The sequence below is a fragment of the Campylobacter sp. RM5063 genome (genome assembly GCF_024723655.1).
Taxonomy (GTDB): Bacteria; Campylobacterota; Campylobacteria; order Campylobacterales; family Campylobacteraceae; genus Campylobacter_D; species Campylobacter_D lari_D.
On sequence record NZ_JANQDA010000010.1, the window covers coordinates 17,163 to 35,925 of the forward strand.

The 18,763-nt window shown below is 28.8% G+C and carries 20 protein-coding genes and 1 pseudogene; 14 read left to right on the plus strand and 7 right to left on the minus strand.

The genetic code is table 11. The features are described 5' to 3' along the window. Nucleotides 1-73 precede the first annotated feature (73 nt). Nucleotides 74-1,132 carry a phospho-N-acetylmuramoyl-pentapeptide-transferase gene (gene mraY / locus CAMP5063_RS04750; protein ID WP_263664790.1) on the plus strand — a complete coding sequence of 353 codons (1,059 nt, stop codon included), beginning with the start codon at nt 74-76 and terminating at the stop codon, nt 1,130-1,132. Continuing rightward, the gene (gene murD, locus CAMP5063_RS04755) at nt 1,132-2,331 is read left to right on the plus strand and encodes a UDP-N-acetylmuramoyl-L-alanine--D-glutamate ligase (protein WP_337194900.1); all 1,200 of its coding nucleotides are present in this window, start codon (nt 1,132-1,134) and stop codon (nt 2,329-2,331) included. The genes mraY and murD overlap by 1 nt, the downstream gene beginning before the upstream one ends. Here murD and CAMP5063_RS04760 read toward each other — a convergent pair. After that, the gene (locus CAMP5063_RS04760) at nt 2,323-3,186 is read right to left on the minus strand and encodes a LysR family transcriptional regulator (RefSeq protein ID WP_263664788.1); all 864 of its coding nucleotides are present in this window, start codon (nt 3,184-3,186) and stop codon (nt 2,323-2,325) included. The two genes, murD and CAMP5063_RS04760, sit on opposite strands and share 9 nt — an antisense overlap. Nucleotides 3,187-3,293: 107 nt before the next feature. Between CAMP5063_RS04760 and CAMP5063_RS04765 the strand changes: the two genes are divergently transcribed. Continuing rightward, nucleotides 3,294-4,331 (plus strand): YeiH family protein, encoded by a 1,038-nt coding sequence (locus tag CAMP5063_RS04765; protein WP_337194901.1) that lies wholly within the window; start codon nt 3,294-3,296, stop codon nt 4,329-4,331. A gap of 57 nt (nt 4,332-4,388) precedes the next feature. Here CAMP5063_RS04765 and CAMP5063_RS04770 read toward each other — a convergent pair whose 3' ends face one another. Next, nucleotides 4,389-5,225 (minus strand): universal stress protein, encoded by an 837-nt coding sequence (locus CAMP5063_RS04770; protein WP_337194902.1) that lies wholly within the window; start codon nt 5,223-5,225, stop codon nt 4,389-4,391. A 19-nt stretch (nt 5,226-5,244) separates the two neighbouring features. After that, nucleotides 5,245-6,345, minus strand: coding sequence for a peptide chain release factor 2 (gene prfB / locus CAMP5063_RS04775; protein WP_133319603.1), 1,101 nt, complete (start codon nt 6,343-6,345; stop codon nt 5,245-5,247). A gap of 76 nt (nt 6,346-6,421) precedes the next feature. Here prfB and rimO point away from each other — a divergent pair, with 76 nt between their 5' ends. Beyond that, complete coding sequence (rimO, locus tag CAMP5063_RS04780) at nt 6,422-7,738, plus strand: 30S ribosomal protein S12 methylthiotransferase RimO (RefSeq protein WP_337194903.1); 1,317 nt, start codon at nt 6,422-6,424, stop codon at nt 7,736-7,738. Then, nucleotides 7,728-8,690: a tRNA lysidine(34) synthetase TilS gene (gene tilS, locus CAMP5063_RS04785; RefSeq protein WP_337194904.1), complete on the plus strand. Its 963-nt coding sequence runs from the start codon at nt 7,728-7,730 to the stop codon at nt 8,688-8,690. Before rimO ends, tilS begins: the two co-directional genes overlap by 11 nt. Here the strand turns inward: tilS and CAMP5063_RS04790 are convergent. From CAMP5063_RS04790 to CAMP5063_RS04800, 3 genes are all read right to left on the minus strand, one after another. Further along, nucleotides 8,671-10,038 carry a phosphomannomutase/phosphoglucomutase gene (locus CAMP5063_RS04790; RefSeq protein ID WP_337194905.1) on the minus strand — a complete coding sequence of 456 codons (1,368 nt, stop codon included), beginning with the start codon at nt 10,036-10,038 and terminating at the stop codon, nt 8,671-8,673. The genes tilS and CAMP5063_RS04790 overlap by 20 nt on opposite strands. A 10-nt stretch (nt 10,039-10,048) precedes the next feature. Beyond that, on the minus strand, nt 10,049-11,038 hold the full coding sequence (locus tag CAMP5063_RS04795) for a hypothetical protein (RefSeq protein WP_337194906.1): 990 nt from the start codon (nt 11,036-11,038) through the stop codon (nt 10,049-10,051). A gap of 254 nt (nt 11,039-11,292) precedes the next feature. Then, entirely contained in the window at nt 11,293-11,502 is a 210-nt protein-coding gene (locus CAMP5063_RS04800; protein WP_039662706.1) for a hypothetical protein, read from the minus strand. A gap of 168 nt (nt 11,503-11,670) precedes the next feature. Between CAMP5063_RS04800 and CAMP5063_RS04805 the strand changes: the two genes are divergently transcribed. The 6 genes from CAMP5063_RS04805 (at nt 11,671) to CAMP5063_RS04830 (ending at nt 15,415) form a co-directional block, all read left to right on the plus strand. Next, nucleotides 11,671-12,162, plus strand: coding sequence for a TM2 domain-containing protein (locus tag CAMP5063_RS04805; protein WP_337194907.1), 492 nt, complete (start codon nt 11,671-11,673; stop codon nt 12,160-12,162). 51 nt (nt 12,163-12,213) lie between these two features. Next, complete coding sequence (locus CAMP5063_RS04810; protein ID WP_263660687.1) at nt 12,214-12,471, plus strand: hypothetical protein; 258 nt, start codon at nt 12,214-12,216, stop codon at nt 12,469-12,471. A 30-nt stretch (nt 12,472-12,501) separates the two neighbouring features. Then, nucleotides 12,502-13,008 (plus strand): hypothetical protein, encoded by a 507-nt coding sequence (locus CAMP5063_RS04815; RefSeq protein WP_337194908.1) that lies wholly within the window; start codon nt 12,502-12,504, stop codon nt 13,006-13,008. 120 nt (nt 13,009-13,128) lie between these two features. Beyond that, nucleotides 13,129-14,703, plus strand: a complete 1,575-nt coding sequence (locus tag CAMP5063_RS04820) for an ABC-F family ATP-binding cassette domain-containing protein (RefSeq protein ID WP_220566793.1) — start codon at nt 13,129-13,131, stop codon at nt 14,701-14,703. Next, nucleotides 14,700-15,032, plus strand: coding sequence for a hypothetical protein (locus CAMP5063_RS04825; protein WP_039617462.1), 333 nt, complete (start codon nt 14,700-14,702; stop codon nt 15,030-15,032). Before CAMP5063_RS04820 ends, CAMP5063_RS04825 begins: the two co-directional genes overlap by 4 nt. A 50-nt stretch (nt 15,033-15,082) precedes the next feature. Then, on the plus strand, nt 15,083-15,415 hold the full coding sequence (locus tag CAMP5063_RS04830) for a hypothetical protein (protein ID WP_039627883.1): 333 nt from the start codon (nt 15,083-15,085) through the stop codon (nt 15,413-15,415). A gap of 19 nt (nt 15,416-15,434) precedes the next feature. Here CAMP5063_RS04830 and CAMP5063_RS04835 read toward each other — a convergent pair. Then, nucleotides 15,435-16,015, minus strand: a pseudogene (locus CAMP5063_RS04835) (IMPACT family protein). Between the two features lie 74 nt (nt 16,016-16,089). Here CAMP5063_RS04835 and galU point away from each other — a divergent pair. From galU to CAMP5063_RS04850, 3 genes are all read left to right on the plus strand, one after another. Continuing rightward, a complete protein-coding gene (galU, locus tag CAMP5063_RS04840; RefSeq protein WP_220566791.1) occupies nt 16,090-16,920 on the plus strand; it encodes a UTP--glucose-1-phosphate uridylyltransferase GalU in 831 nt (276 codons plus the stop codon). Further along, nucleotides 16,910-18,133: a glucose-6-phosphate isomerase gene (locus tag CAMP5063_RS04845; protein WP_263661162.1), complete on the plus strand. Its 1,224-nt coding sequence runs from the start codon at nt 16,910-16,912 to the stop codon at nt 18,131-18,133. The genes galU and CAMP5063_RS04845 overlap by 11 nt, the downstream gene beginning before the upstream one ends. Nucleotides 18,134-18,262: 129 nt before the next feature. Continuing rightward, nucleotides 18,263-18,718 carry a Dps family protein gene (locus tag CAMP5063_RS04850; RefSeq protein ID WP_133319614.1) on the plus strand — a complete coding sequence of 152 codons (456 nt, stop codon included), beginning with the start codon at nt 18,263-18,265 and terminating at the stop codon, nt 18,716-18,718. Nucleotides 18,719-18,763 lie beyond the last annotated feature (45 nt).

Sequence of the window (18,763 nt, forward strand, 5' to 3'; positions counted from 1 at the left end):
ACTCTTTTTTATAATTTATTTATGTGATTTTACTAAAATTATGCTTTTAAAAAACAAATACAAGGTTAAAATTTTGTTTTATCTTACAGAATATACAAATTATATGTTTTTTTCTTATATTAGCGTGCGTGCTGGTTTTGCATTTTTTATTGCTTTGTTTTTGAGTTTGTATTTAATGCCAAAATTTATCAAATGGGCTCAAAACAAAAAAGCAAATCAACCTATTTATGAATACGCTCCACAATCACACCAAGCTAAATCTCATACCCCTACTATGGGTGGGCTTGTTTTTATCTTTGCTACTATCATAGCAAGTGTTTTAAGTGCTGATTTAAATAATAGTTTTGTAATCGTTGGATTATTATGTTTAGTATTATTTTGCACTATAGGCTTAGTTGATGATTTGGGGAAAATTTTAAAAAAAGACAATCACGCAGGATTAAGCCCAAAAATGAAACTTCTAGGACAATTTAGCGCTGCTTTTATTTGTGTTGGATTATTATATTTATTTGATATAAATACTGAATTTTATTTACCTTTTTACAAACATGCTATTTTTGATGGTGGTATGTTTATGTTGTTTTTATGGATTTTAGTTATTATATCAAGCTCTAATGCTGTAAATTTAACCGATGGGCTTGATGGTCTTGCAACCGTGCCTTCTATATTTTCTCTTTTAAGTCTTGGTGCTTTTTTGTATTTAAGTGGAAATGCTATTTATAGTTCTTATTTATTTTTACCTAAAATTCAAGGTCTAGGAGAACTTGTGGTAATAAGTGCGGCTTTAGTTGGTGCGCTTATGGGATTTTTGTGGTATAACTGCTATCCTGCACAAGTTTTTATGGGAGATAGTGGGAGTTTAAGCATAGGGGCGTTTTTAGGCTATCTTGGCATAGTAAGTAAAAATGAAATTTTACTTTTACTGATAGGCTTTGTATTTGTTTTAGAAACTATTTCAGTGATTTTACAAGTAGGAAGTTTTAAAATCTTTAACAAAAGAGTATTTAAAATGGCACCTATTCATCATCATTTTGAAAAAATAGGTTGGGTGGAAAATAAAATCATTGTGCGTTTTTGGATGATAGCCTTACTTGCAAATATTATTGCATTAATTAGTATAAAGTTAAGATAATGAAAATTTCACTTTTTGGATACGGAAAAACAACTAAAGCTTTTGCACAGCGTTTTGGAAATTGCGATATTTATGATGATCATTTTACAAGTATAAGTAAAGATGAATTTGGCAATACACTTTTACCACCTTGTGAATTTGATCCTTTAAAAAGTGACTTAGAAATTCCAAGTCCTGGCTTTCCAAATAATCATTCTCTCATACGGCAAGCAAAAAATTTAAGCAGTGAGTATGATTTTTTTTATGATGGCATGCCAAAAAGTGTTTGGATAAGCGGAACAAATGGCAAAACCACCACCACCCAAATGACACATCATCTTTTAAAACATATCAATGCACAAATGGGAGCAAACATAGGAACTCCTTTAGCACAAATGGATATTAGTGCTAAATTATGGATTTTAGAAAGCTCATCTTTTTCGCTTTTTTACACCAAAGTAGCTAAACCTGAAATTTATGCACTTTTACCTATCACACCTGATCATCTTTCTTGGCACAAAAGCTTTGAAAATTATGAGCGAGCAAAGCTTAGTGTGCTTGAAAGAATGAATGAAAATGATGTGATAATTTTACCTAAAAAATACGAGGCTTATCCAACTCATGCTTATGTTATAAGCTATGAAGATGAGCAAGATTTAGCTAAAAAAATGCAAATTGATTTAGAAAAAATTCATTTTAAAACCCCATTTTTGCTTGATGCTCTTATTGCCTTAAGTATAGAAAAAATCATACTAGATCGTTGCTCTTATGAGCTTTTAAATGAGTTTAAAATAGAAAAAAATAAACTTGAAGAAATATTTGATCATAAAAATAGACTTTGGGTAAATGATACTAAAGCGACTAATCTTGATGCTAGTTTAGCTGCTCTTAAACGCTATAAGGATAAAAAAATTCATCTTATCATAGGTGGGGATGATAAGGGAGTGAATTTAAGTGCTTTATTTGCTTTTATGAAAGAGCTTGATATAGAGCTTTATGCCATAGGAAAAAGCACCAATAAAATACTTGATTATGCTAAAAATGCTAATTTAAAAGCATATTTTTGTGAGTTTTTACCTAAAGCGGTAGAAAAAATCAATCAAAACTTAACTAATGATGAAGTAGCCCTACTAAGCCCTGCTTGTGCAAGCTTAGATCAGTTTAAATCTTATGAAGAAAGAGGAGAACTTTTTAAAAAATGTATTCAAGAATTAAGCTAAATCTTTTTGAATGCAAAATTTTAAAAACTCACATAAATTTATAAATTTATTGCTTGGTTCTTTATTTTTATGATAAATCAAGCAAAGCTCTCTTGAAATTTTAAAATTTTTTAATCTTACTTCAAATAAACTTTTAGCTTCAAGCTCTTCTTTAACACTAAATTTAGGTAAAACTGCTAAAAATTTACCTTTTTTAGCCAACTCTTTTATCATAGCAGTTGAGTTTAACTCATAAACCAAATTAAGCTTTACATCTTTAGGCAAAGCATTTAAAAACACTTCTTTTGCACCTGAACCTTGCTCACGACTTAGCCATTTAAAATCCTTTAATTCATCTATGAAAAATTCTTTTTTGAAGTCATTTTTACTCACCACAATAAGCTCATCATCACAAATTTTAATCTTTTTTATATCCTTATCTTTGCAAATACCTTCAATTAAACCTATATCGATTTCTTTATCTAAAATATCTTTGATGATATTTTGACTATTATCCAAAGACAAATTTAACTTGATATTTTCCGCCTTTTGATCTAAAAAAGTTCCTAGTAAATAAGTACCTACATTTTGACTAGCTTTCATACTTATTTCATAGCTTTGATCATCTTGCATTGCTTTTTCTATGCGTTCAAATTCTAAAATCAAAGGAGCGATTTGTTTTAAAAAAACCTTTCCTTTTTCATTTAAGCTTAAAAATTTAGCATTTCTATCAAAAAGCTTGGTGTTTAAACTTTTTTCAAGTTCAAATATAGCTAAAGACAAAGCAGATTGAGTTATATTTAATTCTTTAGCACAAGCTCTTAAATTTAAATTTCTACACAAGGCTTGAAAATATTTTATTTGTTTAAAAGTCATAAGCACTCTTTTGATAAATATTTTTAATCATTATATCAAATAAAATTAATTTTACTTATCATAAAAAAATCATTAAGATTACAAAAAAACAAAAAAAGGAAAAATTCATGCATAAAAATATATATAAAAATAGAAAATTTGAAGCTTTTTTACTGCTTTTTACTCTTGCTTTTTGTGCTTTTGCTATTTCTGAGCTTAATTTTTTTAAAAATCTTGGAATTTCAGCTTTAATCATAGCTGTAATTTTGGGAGCTTTAATAGGAAATTTAGCACATCAAAATGCAAATTTACTTAAAAAATCAGGAGTTTTAAGCATAGCAACAAAAGAAATTTTAAGACTTGGAATTATACTTTATGGTTTTAGAATTACTTTTAATGATTTAGAAAAAGTTGGATTAAATGGGATTTTGCTAGCATTTTTAGTGGTATTTTCTACCTTTTTTATAGGGCTTTTGTTAGGAAAATTATTCAAACTTGATCTTAAAGAAAGCATACTTATAAGTAGTGGCTCAAGCATTTGTGGAGCAGCTGCTGTGATGGCTAGTGAAAGCATTGTTAAAGGTGGCTCTGCTAAAGTTGGCGTAGCAGTTTGCACTGTGGTTGTGTTTGGAACTTTAGGGATGTTTTTATATCCTTTGGCTTGGAATTTAGATTGGTTTGATTTTTTTAATTTAAAGCAAATGGGGTATTTCATGGGAGCAAGCTTGCATGAAGTTGCACATGCTGTTGCAGCAGGTGAAGCTGTAAAAGCAGGAGATGGTGCTGTCATAGAAAAAATGATGCGTGTTTTAATGCTAGTGCCTTTTTTGATTTTCTTAAGTCTTTTTTCATTGAAATTTCTAAGTAAAAATAATGAAAAAATCTCCATTAAAGCAAATATTCCTTATTTTGCTTTGTGGTTTTTATTTGCATGCGGTATTAGCTCACTTGAAATATTAAATACAGATTTTGCGCTTAACTATATAAAACCAAGCATACAAACTATAGACACACTTTTGCTTTCTATGGCTATGGTAGCTTTAGGAGTAAATATCCATAAAAATGTTTTAAAAAATGCGGGTTTTAAACCATTTTTAATGGCATTTTTTCTTTTTATATGGTTAATCTTTATGTCAATTAGTTTTATTTTATTATTAAATTTATAAATACATGAAAATTCTTCATGTATTTATTTTATAATCTTTAATCAAAATAAATTAATGTTAGCGAATCAGCAATAAAGGTTTTTTAGCCTTAGTTAAAATATCATTTGTCAAACTACCAAATAAAATACTTTTTAACCAATGATGTGAATAAGCTCCCATGATCAATAAATCTATATCATTTTGCTCACCAAAATCAAATAAAGCTTGAGTAATCTCTCCATTTAAATATTGAGTTTGCACATTTAAATTTGCTTCTTTAAAAATTTGACTTACTTGAGCTAATAACTCACAAGAAGATTTTTCATCTTTAGAAACATTTACTACATAACGCTTTGCTTCTTTAAAAATAGGTCTTTTAATGGCTTGTTCTATAGCCTTTTTAGCTAAATTACTCCCATCATAAGCCATCATTACACTTTTAATCTCTTTAAAAGCAGAATTTACAAGCAAAATAGGCACATTTAAAGCTCTTACTAGTTCTTCTGTATGAATGCCTATTTTATTTTTTTTACCTCCGCCTTTTAAACCTGCTATGGCTAATCTTATTTGACCATTGTATTCTTTTAAAACTTCTTCTAAATCTCCATCTCTTTGCACACTAAAGCATTCTTTTACACCTTGTTCTTTTGCATAAGCATAAAATTCTTCTAAAATTCTTTGCCCTTTTTTGCAAAGATTTTCATTTTTTTGACTTTGCTCTTCTACTAAATCTTCAATCACACACCCACTAGCGCCTATGCCAAAACTACAAGCTAATTCAGCATTAGTAAAATTTGGTTCTATGGTATATAAAAACATTAAAGGTAAATCTAGCTTTTTAGCTAAATACACCCCATAATGCAAACTTTCCCTACAAGGCTCTAAAACATCTACACAAACTAGAATTTTTTCCATTTAATATCCTTTTGTAGTATCAATCTTGCGCTTTTTGCGCTATTAAAACACCTTCTATGATTTTTTTAATATCCCCATCTAAGATATTATCAACCTGTGAAAAAGCTTCATTTGAGCGTGTATCTTTAACTTGTTGATAAGGAAAAAGCACATAAGAGCGGATTTGATGACCCCAACCTATCTCACTTTTTTCGCTTGAATTTGCTTCATCTTGTTGTTTCATAAGCTCAAGCTCATAAAGGCGTGATTTTAGCATTTTAAAAGCAGTTGCTTTGTTTTTGTGTTGGCTTCTATCGTTTTGACATTGCACTACTATACCACTTGGCATATGAGTTATGCGCACTGCTGATTCAGTTTTATTAACATGCTGTCCACCTGCTCCGCTTGCTCTATAATAATCAATCCTTATATCTTTTTCTTCAATTTCTATTTCTATATCATCATCAAGTTCAGGAGAAACCATCACACTAGAAAAACTCGTATGGCGACGTCCTGCACTATCAAATGGAGAAGTTCTTACTAAACGATGAATGCCATTTTCAGCTTTTAAATACCCATAAGCATTTTCACCTTTTACTAAAAAGCTCACATCCTTAAGCCCTGCTTCTTCGCCTTCTTGAAAGTCAAGTGTTTCTACTTTAAAACCTTCTCTTTCGCAAAATCTCAAATACATCCTATAAAGCATGCTAGCCCAGTCATTACTCTCCGTTCCACCTGCTCCTGGGTGAATGGAAACTATAGCATTTTTACCATCATTTTCCCCACTTAAAAGCATAGAAATTTCAAGATTTACGATAAGATCCTCTAGCTTGTTTGCATCTTCAAATAAAGCTTCTATAGTATCTAAGTCATTTTCACTATTAGCAAGATCAAAAAGCTCACTTGCATCATTTAAAGCATTATTTGCATTTTCATAATTTTTAAGTAAATTTGAAATTTTAGTTTTTTCTTTACCTATAACCCCCGCTTGTTTTACATCACTCCAAAAAGAAGGGGAATTTTCTAAATTTTCTATTTCTTTTAATCTTGTTTTTATCTCTTCAGGCTTAATGATAGAAGCGATATTTCCAACTTTGTTTTTTAATTTTTTTAAAAGTTCGCTGTATTCGTAATTATCCATAAAAATTTTCTTTCTAATTTTGATATAATTTAATCTTATAATTTTAGCAAAAAATAAAACATTTAAAGTGAGAAATATGCCAAAACTTTTTTTAATGTCTTTAGGTTGTAATAAAAATTTAGTTGATAGTGAAATCATGCTTGGAAGATTAAGTGATTATGAAATTTGTGATGAGCCAAGCTTAGCTGATGTTTTGATTGTAAATACCTGTGGTTTTATAGATAGTGCTAAAAAAGAAAGCATAAATGCGATTTTAGACTTACACGAGCAAAGAAAAAAGGACTCGTTGCTGGTTGTAACAGGATGTTTAATGCAGCGCTACCGCGAAGAATTAATGAAAGAACTACCTGAAGTTGATCTTTTTACCGGTGTGGGAGATTATGAAAAAATTGATGAAATGATACTTAAAAAAACTAATCTATTTTCAAATTCTACTTACTTACAAGATAAAAATACCAATCGTGTGATCACAGGATCAAACTATCATGCTTTTATCAAAATAGCTGAAGGATGTAATCAAAAATGTTCATTTTGCGCCATACCAAGTTTTAAAGGAAAACTTAAATCAAGAAGCTTAGAAAGTATTATAAATGAAGTAAAAGAACTTGTTAAAAAAGGCTATAAAGATTTTTCTTTTATTGCTCAAGATACAAGCTCGTATTTGTTTGATCAAGGTCAAAAAGATGGACTTTTAAAGCTTATTGAAGCTATAGAAAATATCCAAGGTGTAAAGGCTGCTAGAATTTTATATCTATATCCAACAAGCATTAGTAAAGAAGTGATAGAAAAAATCATTCAATCAAAAGTTTTTGTAAATTATTTTGATATGCCTTTGCAGCACATCAGTGATAATATGCTTAAAATCATGAAACGCGGGGCTAATAAAGCAAAACTAATCGAACTTTTAAATTTAATGAAACAAGCTCCAAATTCATTTTTACGCACAGGTTTTATAGTAGGACATCCTGGAGAAAGTGATGAGGACTTTGAAGAATTATGCACTTTTATAAAAGAATTTGGTTTTGATAGAATTAGTGTTTTTGCTTATTCCAAAGAAGAAGATACTGCAGCTTTTGACATGGAACAAATTCCTAGTAAAATCATCAATGCAAGATTAAAAGTGATAGAAAAAATCGTCGATGAATGCATAGAAAAAAGCTTTAATCAACAAGTTGGTAAAAAGACTTTAGCATTTTGTGAAGGTCAAAGCTCTGAAGGAGAATTTTTCATCGGTGCAAAAGATTTGCGTTGGGATAGAAATATAGATGGAGAAATTCTCATCAATGAAAGTGATTGTGGAAATTTGGAAATGGGCGAGCTTTATGAGTGTGAAATCACACAGAGCTTAGATAAAAAACTCATTGCAAAAGCCTTAAGAAAGTTTGATGATTGATAGCAAATATTTAAATCATTTAAAGCAAGGGAAAAATCTTTTAGCATTTTCTCACGGGAGTGATTCTAGTGCTTTATTTTTCATGCTTTTAGAAAAAAATATAGATTTTGATCTTGCTTTTATAAACTACAAAACTCGCAAAAATAGCGATAAAGAAGAGCAAAGTGCTAAAGAATTAGCCAAGCGTTTTCATAAAAAAATTTACATCAAAACCGCACCCAAGATAACAAAAAATTTCGAAGCTTGTGCAAGAGCTTTGCGTTATGAATTTTTTGAAGAACTTTGCAAAAATCACTCTTATGATAATCTTTTACTAGCTCATCATTTAAATGATAAACTAGAATGGTTTTTAATGCAATTTTCCAAAGGTGCAGGACTTAGAGAATTGCTTGGCTTTAAAGATATTGAAAAAAGAAAATATTTTACCATCATAAGACCCTTGCTTGAAATTCCAAAAGAAGAAATTTCAAACTACCTAAAAGACAACAATATCGCTTATTTTCATGATGAGAGCAATGATGATGAAAAATATTTTAGAAATTTCATACGCAAAAATTTTGCTAATGAGTTTTTAAAGCTTTATCCAAATGGAGTAAAAAAGAGCTTTAAATACCTAGAAAAAGACTTAAAAGAAGAAAATATTTGTGAATTTAAAAATATTTACATTACTCATAAAGATGAAAGTTTAATCGCAAAATGCTTTAAAAAACTTGGAGTACTTTTAAGTGCTAAACAAAGACAAGAAACTTTAAAAGGCGATGGAGTAATTTCGCATAAAATAGGCATTGTTTACATACAAGAAAAAGTTTTGATTTTTCCTTTTGTAAGTTGTGAGAAAATGCCAAAAGAATTTAAAGAAATTTATAGAAAAGCAAAAATCCCTAAACTCTTAAGAGCATATTTATACACAAAAAATATTGATGTAAAAGAACTTATGCAAGCTCTTTTATGATTTCTTCAAAAAGTTCTTTTACTCTTGCTTCTAAAAAGTCTTTAAATTCAGCACTTGTAGCTTCAGCACGCATGATAAGATATGGACTTGTATTAGAAGCACGCAAAAGCGCCCAGCCTTCTTTAAAGGTAATTCTAACTCCGTCAATTTCATTACAATCAAGCACATTTTCAAAAGCATTTGCTTTTACTTTTTCTTTAAATTTTTCTATGATTTGAAATTTATTTTCTTCACTAACCTTAAGCTTAATCTCTTCACTTGCATAAAGTTTTGGTAATTCTTTAACTAATTTTTCTATATCAAAACCATTTACTAAAAGCTCTAAAGTTCTTAAAAATGCATAAATTCCATCATCATAACCAAAATATCTATCTTTAAAGAAAATATGCCCACTAAGCTCTGCTGCTATGTCGATATTTTGCTCTTTCATTGTTTTTTTAATATTAGAATGCCCGGTCTTACCCATCATGATAAAACCAAATTTAGCTACCTCATCGAAAAGATTTTTAGAACATTTTACTTCACCTAAAACTCTAGGATTTTTTATATTTTTAGCAAATAAATAGCAAAGCTCATCGCCCTTAAATACATAATCTTTACTTGCAACCACCAAGCGATCTCCATCTCCGTCAAAAGCAAAGCCCATTTTTGCATTTTCATTTTCTTTTAGCGCAACTTGCAATGCGTGTAAATTTTCAAGCTCTGTTGGATCGGGCGCGTGATTTGGGAAATTTCCATCAGGATTTTCAAATAAAATTTGTGCATTAAGATTTAATTTTTCCACCAAAGGCTTTATAATCACTCCAGTAGCTCCATTTGCACAATCAATAATGATTTTTTCTTTATAGCCCTTAAGATGTGAAAAATGTTTAGCTAAAAAGTCTATGTATAAGCTTTTAATATCATAATTTTCATATCTTAAATCATCATTGATTTCAAGTTCTAAATACTCTTGCACTTTTAAAGAAAGCTTTTTCAAATCAGCACCAAAAAAACTTTCTTTATTAATCGTTATTTTAAAGCCATTGTATTCTTTTGGATTATGCGAACCTGTTATCATGATATTTGCATCAAAAATTTCATCAAAAAATAAACTAAAATACCCCATAGGAGTTGGTGCTAAGCCTATATTGAAAACTTGCATATTAGCTTTATTTAAACCACTGATTAAATAGTTAAAAAGTTCATTTGCGCTATATCTTGCATCATAGCCTACGCTTACTTTCTCACAACCCCTTGATTTCATTTCTAAACCCAAAGCATAGCCTATGGCTTTTACACTTTTTTCATTTAACTCACTTGGGTAAAGCCCTCTTATATCATACTCTCTAAAAATTAAATCTAACATTTTAATCCTTTTATCTTCTAAGTTCTAATTTTGCTTGTTTTAAACTTTCTTCTATGTTTTCATTTTTGCTTGATAAACAAAGTTTAATTTCTAACTTTACATTTTGTTCTTTAAATTCAAAACAATATTTTTGCATAAAATTTTCAAGCATTTGAAGCTTGCTTTGTACAAAGGCTATATTTTCATTTTCAAATACAATAATAAAATAATCCTTATCATCTTTAAAAACCCTAGCATGTAAAGCTTTTTTTAAAATCCTAGCAAATTCATGCATTATAAACTCGCCCATTTTTGAGTCTTTTTGATGATAAATTTCATTGATATTTTTTACTTCAATCAAGGCTAAATGAAAATTTTCAAGTCCTTGGGCATATCTTCTTAAGGCCTTTAAATTTGGCAAATTGGTTAAAGTGTCAAAAAAGGCTATTTTATAAGCTTTATACACTAAAAATCCTATCAACACCAAAGAAGCAAATTCATAATAACCCAAATCAACACTATTGTAAAATAAAAATTGCACACTCAAGCCCATATAAGCTAGCAAAAAATGAAAATCATTATTTTTAAAATATGAAAATAATAAAAATATCATTCCTACCCAAAACACACAAAAGCTTAACTCACTAATAGGCTTAAAAAATTGCGTTGAAAGGCCAAAAATTTCACTTGTAATGCTTGCATTAAAATTAGTACTTGTGCTAAGTATTAACGCTACAAAACCCATAAAGGCTAAATACGCAAATTTAATAAAATTAATTCTTTCAAAAACAAGCTTACTATCTTGCAAAAACACAAAAAGCACAAAAGAAAAAGGTAAAAATACCGAAATAAACAAATGCGCTTGATATTCACTTGCCACTAAAGATAAAGCCCTAGCGCATAAAATCAACAAAAGCAAGAAAAAAATCTTATTTTGCTTAAAAAAATAAGCTAAAAATAAAGCTAAAAATTCCAAAACAAAACTAAAAGAAGGTAAAAAAGATAATAAAACTAAACTCAATCAAATAACCTTAATTTAAAAATAATTTTAAAAATTATACAACAATTTTGAATTATTTTTTTTAATACATATTATAAGTAAAATAAAAATAGAAATTAAAATAAATATGCCTGAAATATGCTTAGTAAAAAATAATGTAATTTATCTTAGATAGTTAAATTTCAAAGCAACAAATGATAACACGAAAAAACTTTTAAAATAAAACTTTATGAAATTAAAAAGCTAATAAATATATTAAAATCATTAAATTGTTTTTATTTAAATTTTGCAATTTCATCTTGTATGGTTTGATTTATCTCAAGTAGCTCTTCATAATTTTTTTTATTTTTTTCCAAAAGTTCATCAAATTTAAAGCCAAGCATAACGATACGATATAAATTAGGTTTGTATTTTCTCCAATTATACAAAGTGCTAACATCAATATCTAATTCATATGCCATATCGCGTTTGCTCTTTTTTGCCATAAGCTACCCTAAATTTTTAAATACTTATGGGCTGATTTTACATTAAAAATTCTTTATTAAAAACAATTGAAATATTCTATGTTTTATTTAATTAATATTGATTATTTCAATATTAATTAAGCTAAATTGTGGAATAATTCAAGTTATCTTAAGTTAAGGAGCGAAAGAATGGATGCTACGAGTTTATTTTTATCAATAAAAAATAAATTACCAAAAGAATATGGATCTTTTAGAAAAAGAATAAGTCGAGGATATAAATATTCTGATCCTATTATGTCAAATGAAGATTTAAAAAAGAAACTTGAAACTTTAAGTTCTGATAAGTTGGATAAAGTATATACAAGACTTCAATACACCAAGCTCAAAAACCCAACTATAGTCTTTTGGGTTTATAATTTTTTATTAGGTGGTTTTGGTGTTGCAAGATTTTATATAGGTCAAATTGGATGGGGAATTTTTAGATTAGTTTTAACTTTGCTTGCTATGATAATTGGCTTTATTGCTGATTCCTCATATGATTCATTTTGGATAGCTACTTCAAATATAATCAATTATGGTAATTTTGGTATTTGGTTTATAGATTTGTTTATAGTTGGCGTATTGCTTAGAAATCAAAATCTTGAAAAAATTAACTTAATTATAGACGATATAAAATCTTAGTATATTTGTGGAAGAAAATATTCTCAATTTTTACTTATTTAAGGAGATAAAATGAATGAAAAACACGCACCTTTTGAAACAGAACCCACTTTGATTTATGAGAAAAATACTTTTAAAATTGTCGCTGGAAAAACATATACAAATAAAGATGAAAAATTTTGCATAGGTTTAAAATCAAATGATTTTCCTAAAAATTCTTATCTTATATTTCCGCCACAGCTTAGCTTAGATTTATTAAAAAATCTTTTAAGTCAAGATGGGGCTAATAATAGTGAAATTATCAAGTTTATTAAAATAATAACCAAATAAGCAATGAAAAATATTTTATTAAGTTTCATAATGGTTTTGTTATTTACAGGATGTTTTAATAATAAGCCAAAATGCGATGATGAAGTTGTTCAGCTTACATTAAAAAGTATTTTAGATGATGATGAGTGGGTTTATATTGAGTATGGGCTAAGTGAGCAGTCTTTAAAGGCCTTAAAAATAAGCTTAAATGGCATAGATATAAGGGATTTAGAGGCTATATTATCTACCGATACCATTGGAATTTTAAGAGCTCATTTAAAACCTATATTTGACTTAAAAGATTATGCTAATGAAGTAGGTTATACTTCTTTTAGTAGTTTTATAACTCAAGATAGCAATGATAAAAAAACAAGTTTTTGTAGAGCTAGTTTGAAATTAACTTACCCACAAATGCCAGATGATATGAGAGAAAATTATGCAAGAGGCACTTTAAAAGGAATTATATTTGATGGGGGAGAGCATGAAGTACAAATTTCATATAGTGCTCAATTTAGCGATGATAAAAAACAAGTTTTTGTAGAACTTTTGGATTATTAGTTTATTTTGGCAATGAAATTTTATTTTATTGCCAAGCAAAATTTATACTCAATTAATTTCAAGTCTTTTTTTGTTACAATTTCTTAAAAATTTTTATAAGTAAAAATTCTAAGGAAAATTATGGTAGAAGTAAAAAATCTCACTATGCGTTTTGCAAACCAACTTTTATTTGAAGATGTAAATTTAAAATTAAACCGTGGTGAAAGATATGGACTTATAGGTGCAAATGGCGCAGGAAAATCAACCTTTTTAAAAATTCTCTCAGGTGAAATAGAATCAAGCAGTGGAGAAATTTGCATAGATCCAAATTTAAAAATCGCAGTGTTAGGACAAGATCAATTTGCTTTTGAAAACTACACTATCAAAGATGCGGTAATGTGTGCAAATAAAAGATTATATGATGCACTAAAAGAAAAAGAAAAACTTTATATGAGTGAAGAATTTACCGATGAAATCAATGATAGATTAAGCGAGCTTGAAATCATAACAGCAGAAGAAGATCCAAACTATGATTGCGAGCTTAGATGTGAAAAAATTCTTAGCTCTTTAAATATTAAAGATTTTAATGCTCTCATGAGCACTTTACAAAGTGCGGATAAATTTAAAGTTTTATTGGCTCAAGTATTATTTTTAGGTGCTGATGTATTATTTTTAGATGAACCTACAAACAACCTTGACTTAGAAGCTATTTCTTGGCTTGAAAATGAACTTTTAAGACATGAGGGAACTTTAGTAGTAATTAGCCATGATAGACATTTTCTAAATAAAGTTTGTACAAGAATTTTAGATGTGGATTTTAAACAAATACGCGATTTTGCTGGAAATTATGATGATTGGTATATGGCTTCAACCTTACTTGCTAAGCAAGCTGAACTCAAACGCGATAAAACTTTAAAAGAAAGAGAAGAATTAGAAAATTTCATACGCCGTTTTAGCGCTAATGCTTCAAAAGCCAAACAAGCTACAAGTAGAGCTAAAGCTTTAGAAAAACTTGAGCTTGAAGAGATTAAAACTTCAAGTAGGCGTGATCCTAGTATAATTTTTAGAACAAATAGAGAAATAGGAAATGAAGTTTTAGAATTAAAAGGTATTAGCAAAGCTTATGATAAAACTTTATTTGAGAATTTAGAATTAAAATTAGAAAAAGGTGATAAAATAGCCTTAATCGGAGCAAATGGTGTTGGAAAAAGCACTTTAGCTAAAATCATTGCATCAAAATTAGAACCTGATAGTGGCCATATCCACCTTGGTGCTACCATAGAAATGGGATATTTTTCACAAGATACGACAAATTTAATCAATGAAAATTTGAAACTTTATGAATGGTTAATGAGTGAAAAATTCAAAGATTTAGATGAAATTCGCAAATGTCTTGGTAGAATGCTCTTTAGCGGAAGTGATCAAGAAAAAATGGCTTCTAGCTTAAGTGGAGGTGAAAAACACCGCTTAATGCTTTCAAGATTAATGTTAGAACGCGGAAATTTCTTGCTTTTAGATGAACCGGATAATCATTTAGATCTTGAAAGTATCATTGCATTAGGTGAAGCCTTGTATAATTTCAAAGGTTGTGTGATATGCATAAGCCACGATAGAGAGCTAATTAGTGCTTTTGCTAATCGTATATGGTTTTTAGAAGATGGGAAATTAACAGACTTTAAAGGAAGTTATGACGAATTTTTAGGAGGTTTAGAATGAATTCGTTTAAGATAAAATATGCAGCTGGTTTTGGACATTTTACTCAAAATCACAGAGGTTTTGGCCCAACTATTTATGTAGAAGAAAGTATTGATTTTCAAAGTGAAAAAGATTATTTTGACTATGTTGAATTTTATGAAAAATTCAGCAAAGAAGATGATACTTATTTTCACATTTCATTTTTAGAAGATCGCCCTTTAACTTCTCAAGAATTAGAAAGTAGAAATGCTTATAGAAAACTAAGAGATGAGCGCTGTAATAAAGCTAGAGAAGAGTTTATCAAAAACAATGAAATAGAAGCTGAATACTACCCAACTCATGGTGATTAAGGAATGATTTTTGCTTGTTTTTTCCTTGTAATATTTTGAAAGGAGAAAACATGCAAGTTAACCATGATAATTTATCGGTTAAAGAGTATGGATATGGTCAAAGTAGTGCCTATAAAAGCACTCAAGGAGCTAATGAAGACTTTATGTCTTTACTTAGTCAAAACAATAGCGAAAATTTAAACGAGCAAAGTATAAAACTTGATGAGCTTTTTTCAAAAGCCATGAGTCAAGATCAATTTAGCACAGGAATTTTTAGCTCAAATATGTCAAATATTTATAATTATCGTTTTAGAGGACAAAACGAAACTCCTATGCAAGCTAATATAGAAGAAAAACAAGAGCCACAAAAAGATATGGTAAAAGATCTTTTAAATTCTTTATGAAAATGAAGTAAGCAAACGCTTACTTCCAAATAAGTCCACTAAATTCAAACTCTTTTGCAAATTTTTTAAATTCCTCCTCTTCTTTTACATTAACACTTAAAATCAATTCAACATTTTCTTGAAATTTTTTTCATATGAAATGTTATTTTTATTTAAAAAATGCTCAAATCTTGCATAAAGATAAAAAGGAATGTTTAAACTTAAAATATTTTTAGCTTCAAATTCTAAAAGCATCGCATTTAAAATAGCTTCATTTGTAGCTTCACTATAAGCTCTTACAAGACCACCTGTACCAAGTTTAATCCCTCCAAAATAACGCACCACAATCACTGCGCAATTAATAAGCAAAGCCCCTCTTAAGACATTCAAACAAGGCATAGCAGAAGTTCCTTTTGGCTCACCATCATCGCTTTTATCTTCTATGATTTGATCAAATTCATTTAAATACCTATAAGCATATACAAAATGCACGGCTTTTAAATGCTCATTTCTTAGCTTTTGCATTAAAGTTTGAAAATCTTCAAAAGGACATAAAAAAGACAAAAAAGTTGATTTTTTGATTTCTATTTTTGCTTGATAAATTTGATCAATAGTTTTCATTTTTTCCTTAAATTAGTTATAATATTTAAATAAAATTATAATCAAAACAACTTATAAAAATTTAAGGATAAACTATGCTTCAAACTTGTATTTTTCCTGCAGCAGGTTATGGTACTAGATTTTTACCTGCTACAAAAACCCTACCTAAAGAAATGCTACCTATACTAACTAAGCCTTTAATTCATTATGGTGTAGATGAGGCTTTAGAAGCTGGTATGGAAACCATGGGCTTTGTTACAGGGCGTGGAAAAAGGGCTTTAGAGGATTATTTTGATATTTCTTATGAACTTGAACACCAAATCGCAGGTACTAAAAAAGAATATCTTTTAAGTGAAATAAGAACACTCATAGATCGCTGCACTTTTACTTTTACAAGACAAAATGAAATGAAAGGCTTAGGAGATGCAGTTTTAAAATCAAAGCCTTTAGTGCAAGATGAAGCTTTTGGAGTTATTTTAGCAGATGATTTATGTGTAAATGAAGATGGAGTAAATGTCTTAGCTCAAATGGTAAAAATTTATGAAAAATACCGCTGCTCTGTTATAGCTGTGATGGAAGTTGAAGCTGATCAAGTTTCAAACTATGGGGTTATAGCAGGAAATGCTGTGGAAGAGGATTTGATCATGGTAAATTCTATGGTAGAAAAACCTGATCCAAAAGATGCTCCAAGCAACTTAGCTATCATAGGAAGATACATTCTAACGCCTGATATTTTTGGTATTTTAGAAAATACTAAAGCAGGTAAAAACGGAGAAATTCAACTAACTGATGCATTACTTTCACAAGCAACTAATAATATGGTTTTAGCTTATAAATTTAAAGGAAAAAGGTTTGATTGTGGAAGCGTAGAAGGCTTTGTTGAGGCGACAAATTATTTTTATGAGAAAAGTAAAAATGCTAAATAATACTTTATTTTTTAAAACCCAAGATTTTAAAAAAATTACCGCTTATGCAAATAGAATGAATGATGAGTTAGAAAGTGGCGATATAGGGTATTATCATTTAGTAGATACAAGCTTTGATTTAATCAAAGAAAGTAAAGAATTTATCGCAACTAAAACTCATATAGAAAATATCGTTTTAGTAGGCATGGGTGGATCAAGTTGTGGGGTTAAAGCTTTAAAAGAGCTTTTATTTGATCAAGTAGAAGAAAAAAAACTTTTCATTATAGATAATACTTCCTCACATACTTTTACCCAAACTATGCAAAAAATAAATCCCCAAAAAACACTTTTCATCATAGCAAGCAAATCAGGCACAACTATAGAAGTGATTTCTTTATTTAAACTCATCATTGCTCATTTTGATTTTAAAAATGAAAATTTGCATGAAAACTTTGTGTTTATTACTGATTTTGAATCAAAACTTCACAAACTAGGAGAAGAATTAAACATAAAATGCTTTTTTATACCTAAAAATGTCGGTGGTAGATTTAGTGTTTTATCTGCTATTGGTATTGTTCCTTTGAGCTTTTGTGGCTATGATACTAAAGCCTTATTAGAAGGTGCAAAAGCTTGTTATGTAGATTTTTTTGAGAAAAAATGTGATCAAATTTTACAAAAGGCTTATCATTACTGCACACATAAAAGTGCGCATATTAATGTGCTTTTTTCTTATGGGGATGCTTTTAAAGGTTTTAATGAATGGTATATTCAACTAATTGCTGAAAGTCTAGGTAAAAAACAAGGCTTTAAACGCATAGGTTTAACTCCTATTGCTTTAATTGGTGCTAGAGATCAGCATAGCTTTTTACAACTTATCATGGATGGACCTAAAGATAAAACTGTTACTTTTTTAAAAATCAAAGATAGTCAAAAATCTCCTAGTATCCCGAATATAAGCTTTAATCATTTACAAAATTGTGATTTTACTAATGAAGTTAATTTACATAATCTTTTAAACGCGCAATGCGATGCAACCATGCATGCATTAATTGCTGAAAATTTAAGTGTTGATGTAATAGAACTTGAGAAATTAGATGCTTATCACTGTGGGTATTTGATGTATTATTATGAGTTATTTACTTCTGCATGTGGCATTATGCTTGGAATTAACACTTATGATCAACCTGGCGTAGAGGTGGGAAAATTAATACTCAAAAATATATTAAGTAAATAAATTTGCTTTATTGTAAAAAAAGAGTATAATGAAAATATAATAATTATTAACATTAAAATTTATTAGATAATAATAATTATTATTTAAGAATTTTATGTTATAATTTTAAAAATAAAAAAAGGAGATAACATGTCAGTAACAAAACAATTATTACAATTACAAGCAGATGCTCATCATTTATGGGTTAAATTTCATAATTATCATTGGAATGTAAAAGGTTTACAGTTTTTTTCAATTCATGAATATACAGAAAAAGCTTATGAAGAAATGGCAGAACTTTTTGATGATTGCGCTGAAAGAGTTTTACAACTTGGAGAAAAAGCTATTACTTGCCAAAAAGTTTTAATGGAAAATGCAAAAAGCCCAAAACTAGAAAATGGTAAAGATTGCTTTACTCCTGTAGAAGTTTTAGAATTTATTAGAGAAGATTATAAATATCTTTTAGCTGAATTTAAAAAATTAAATGAAGAAGCTGAAAAAGCAAGCGATACTACAACTGCAGCATTTGCTCAAGAAAATATCGCAAAATATGAAAAAGTTCTTTGGATGCTTAATTCAACTATCCAAAATACTTGCTCTATGTAAGAATTTATAATGTTTTTTGACTTGCAAAGCTTTATTGCTTTAAGT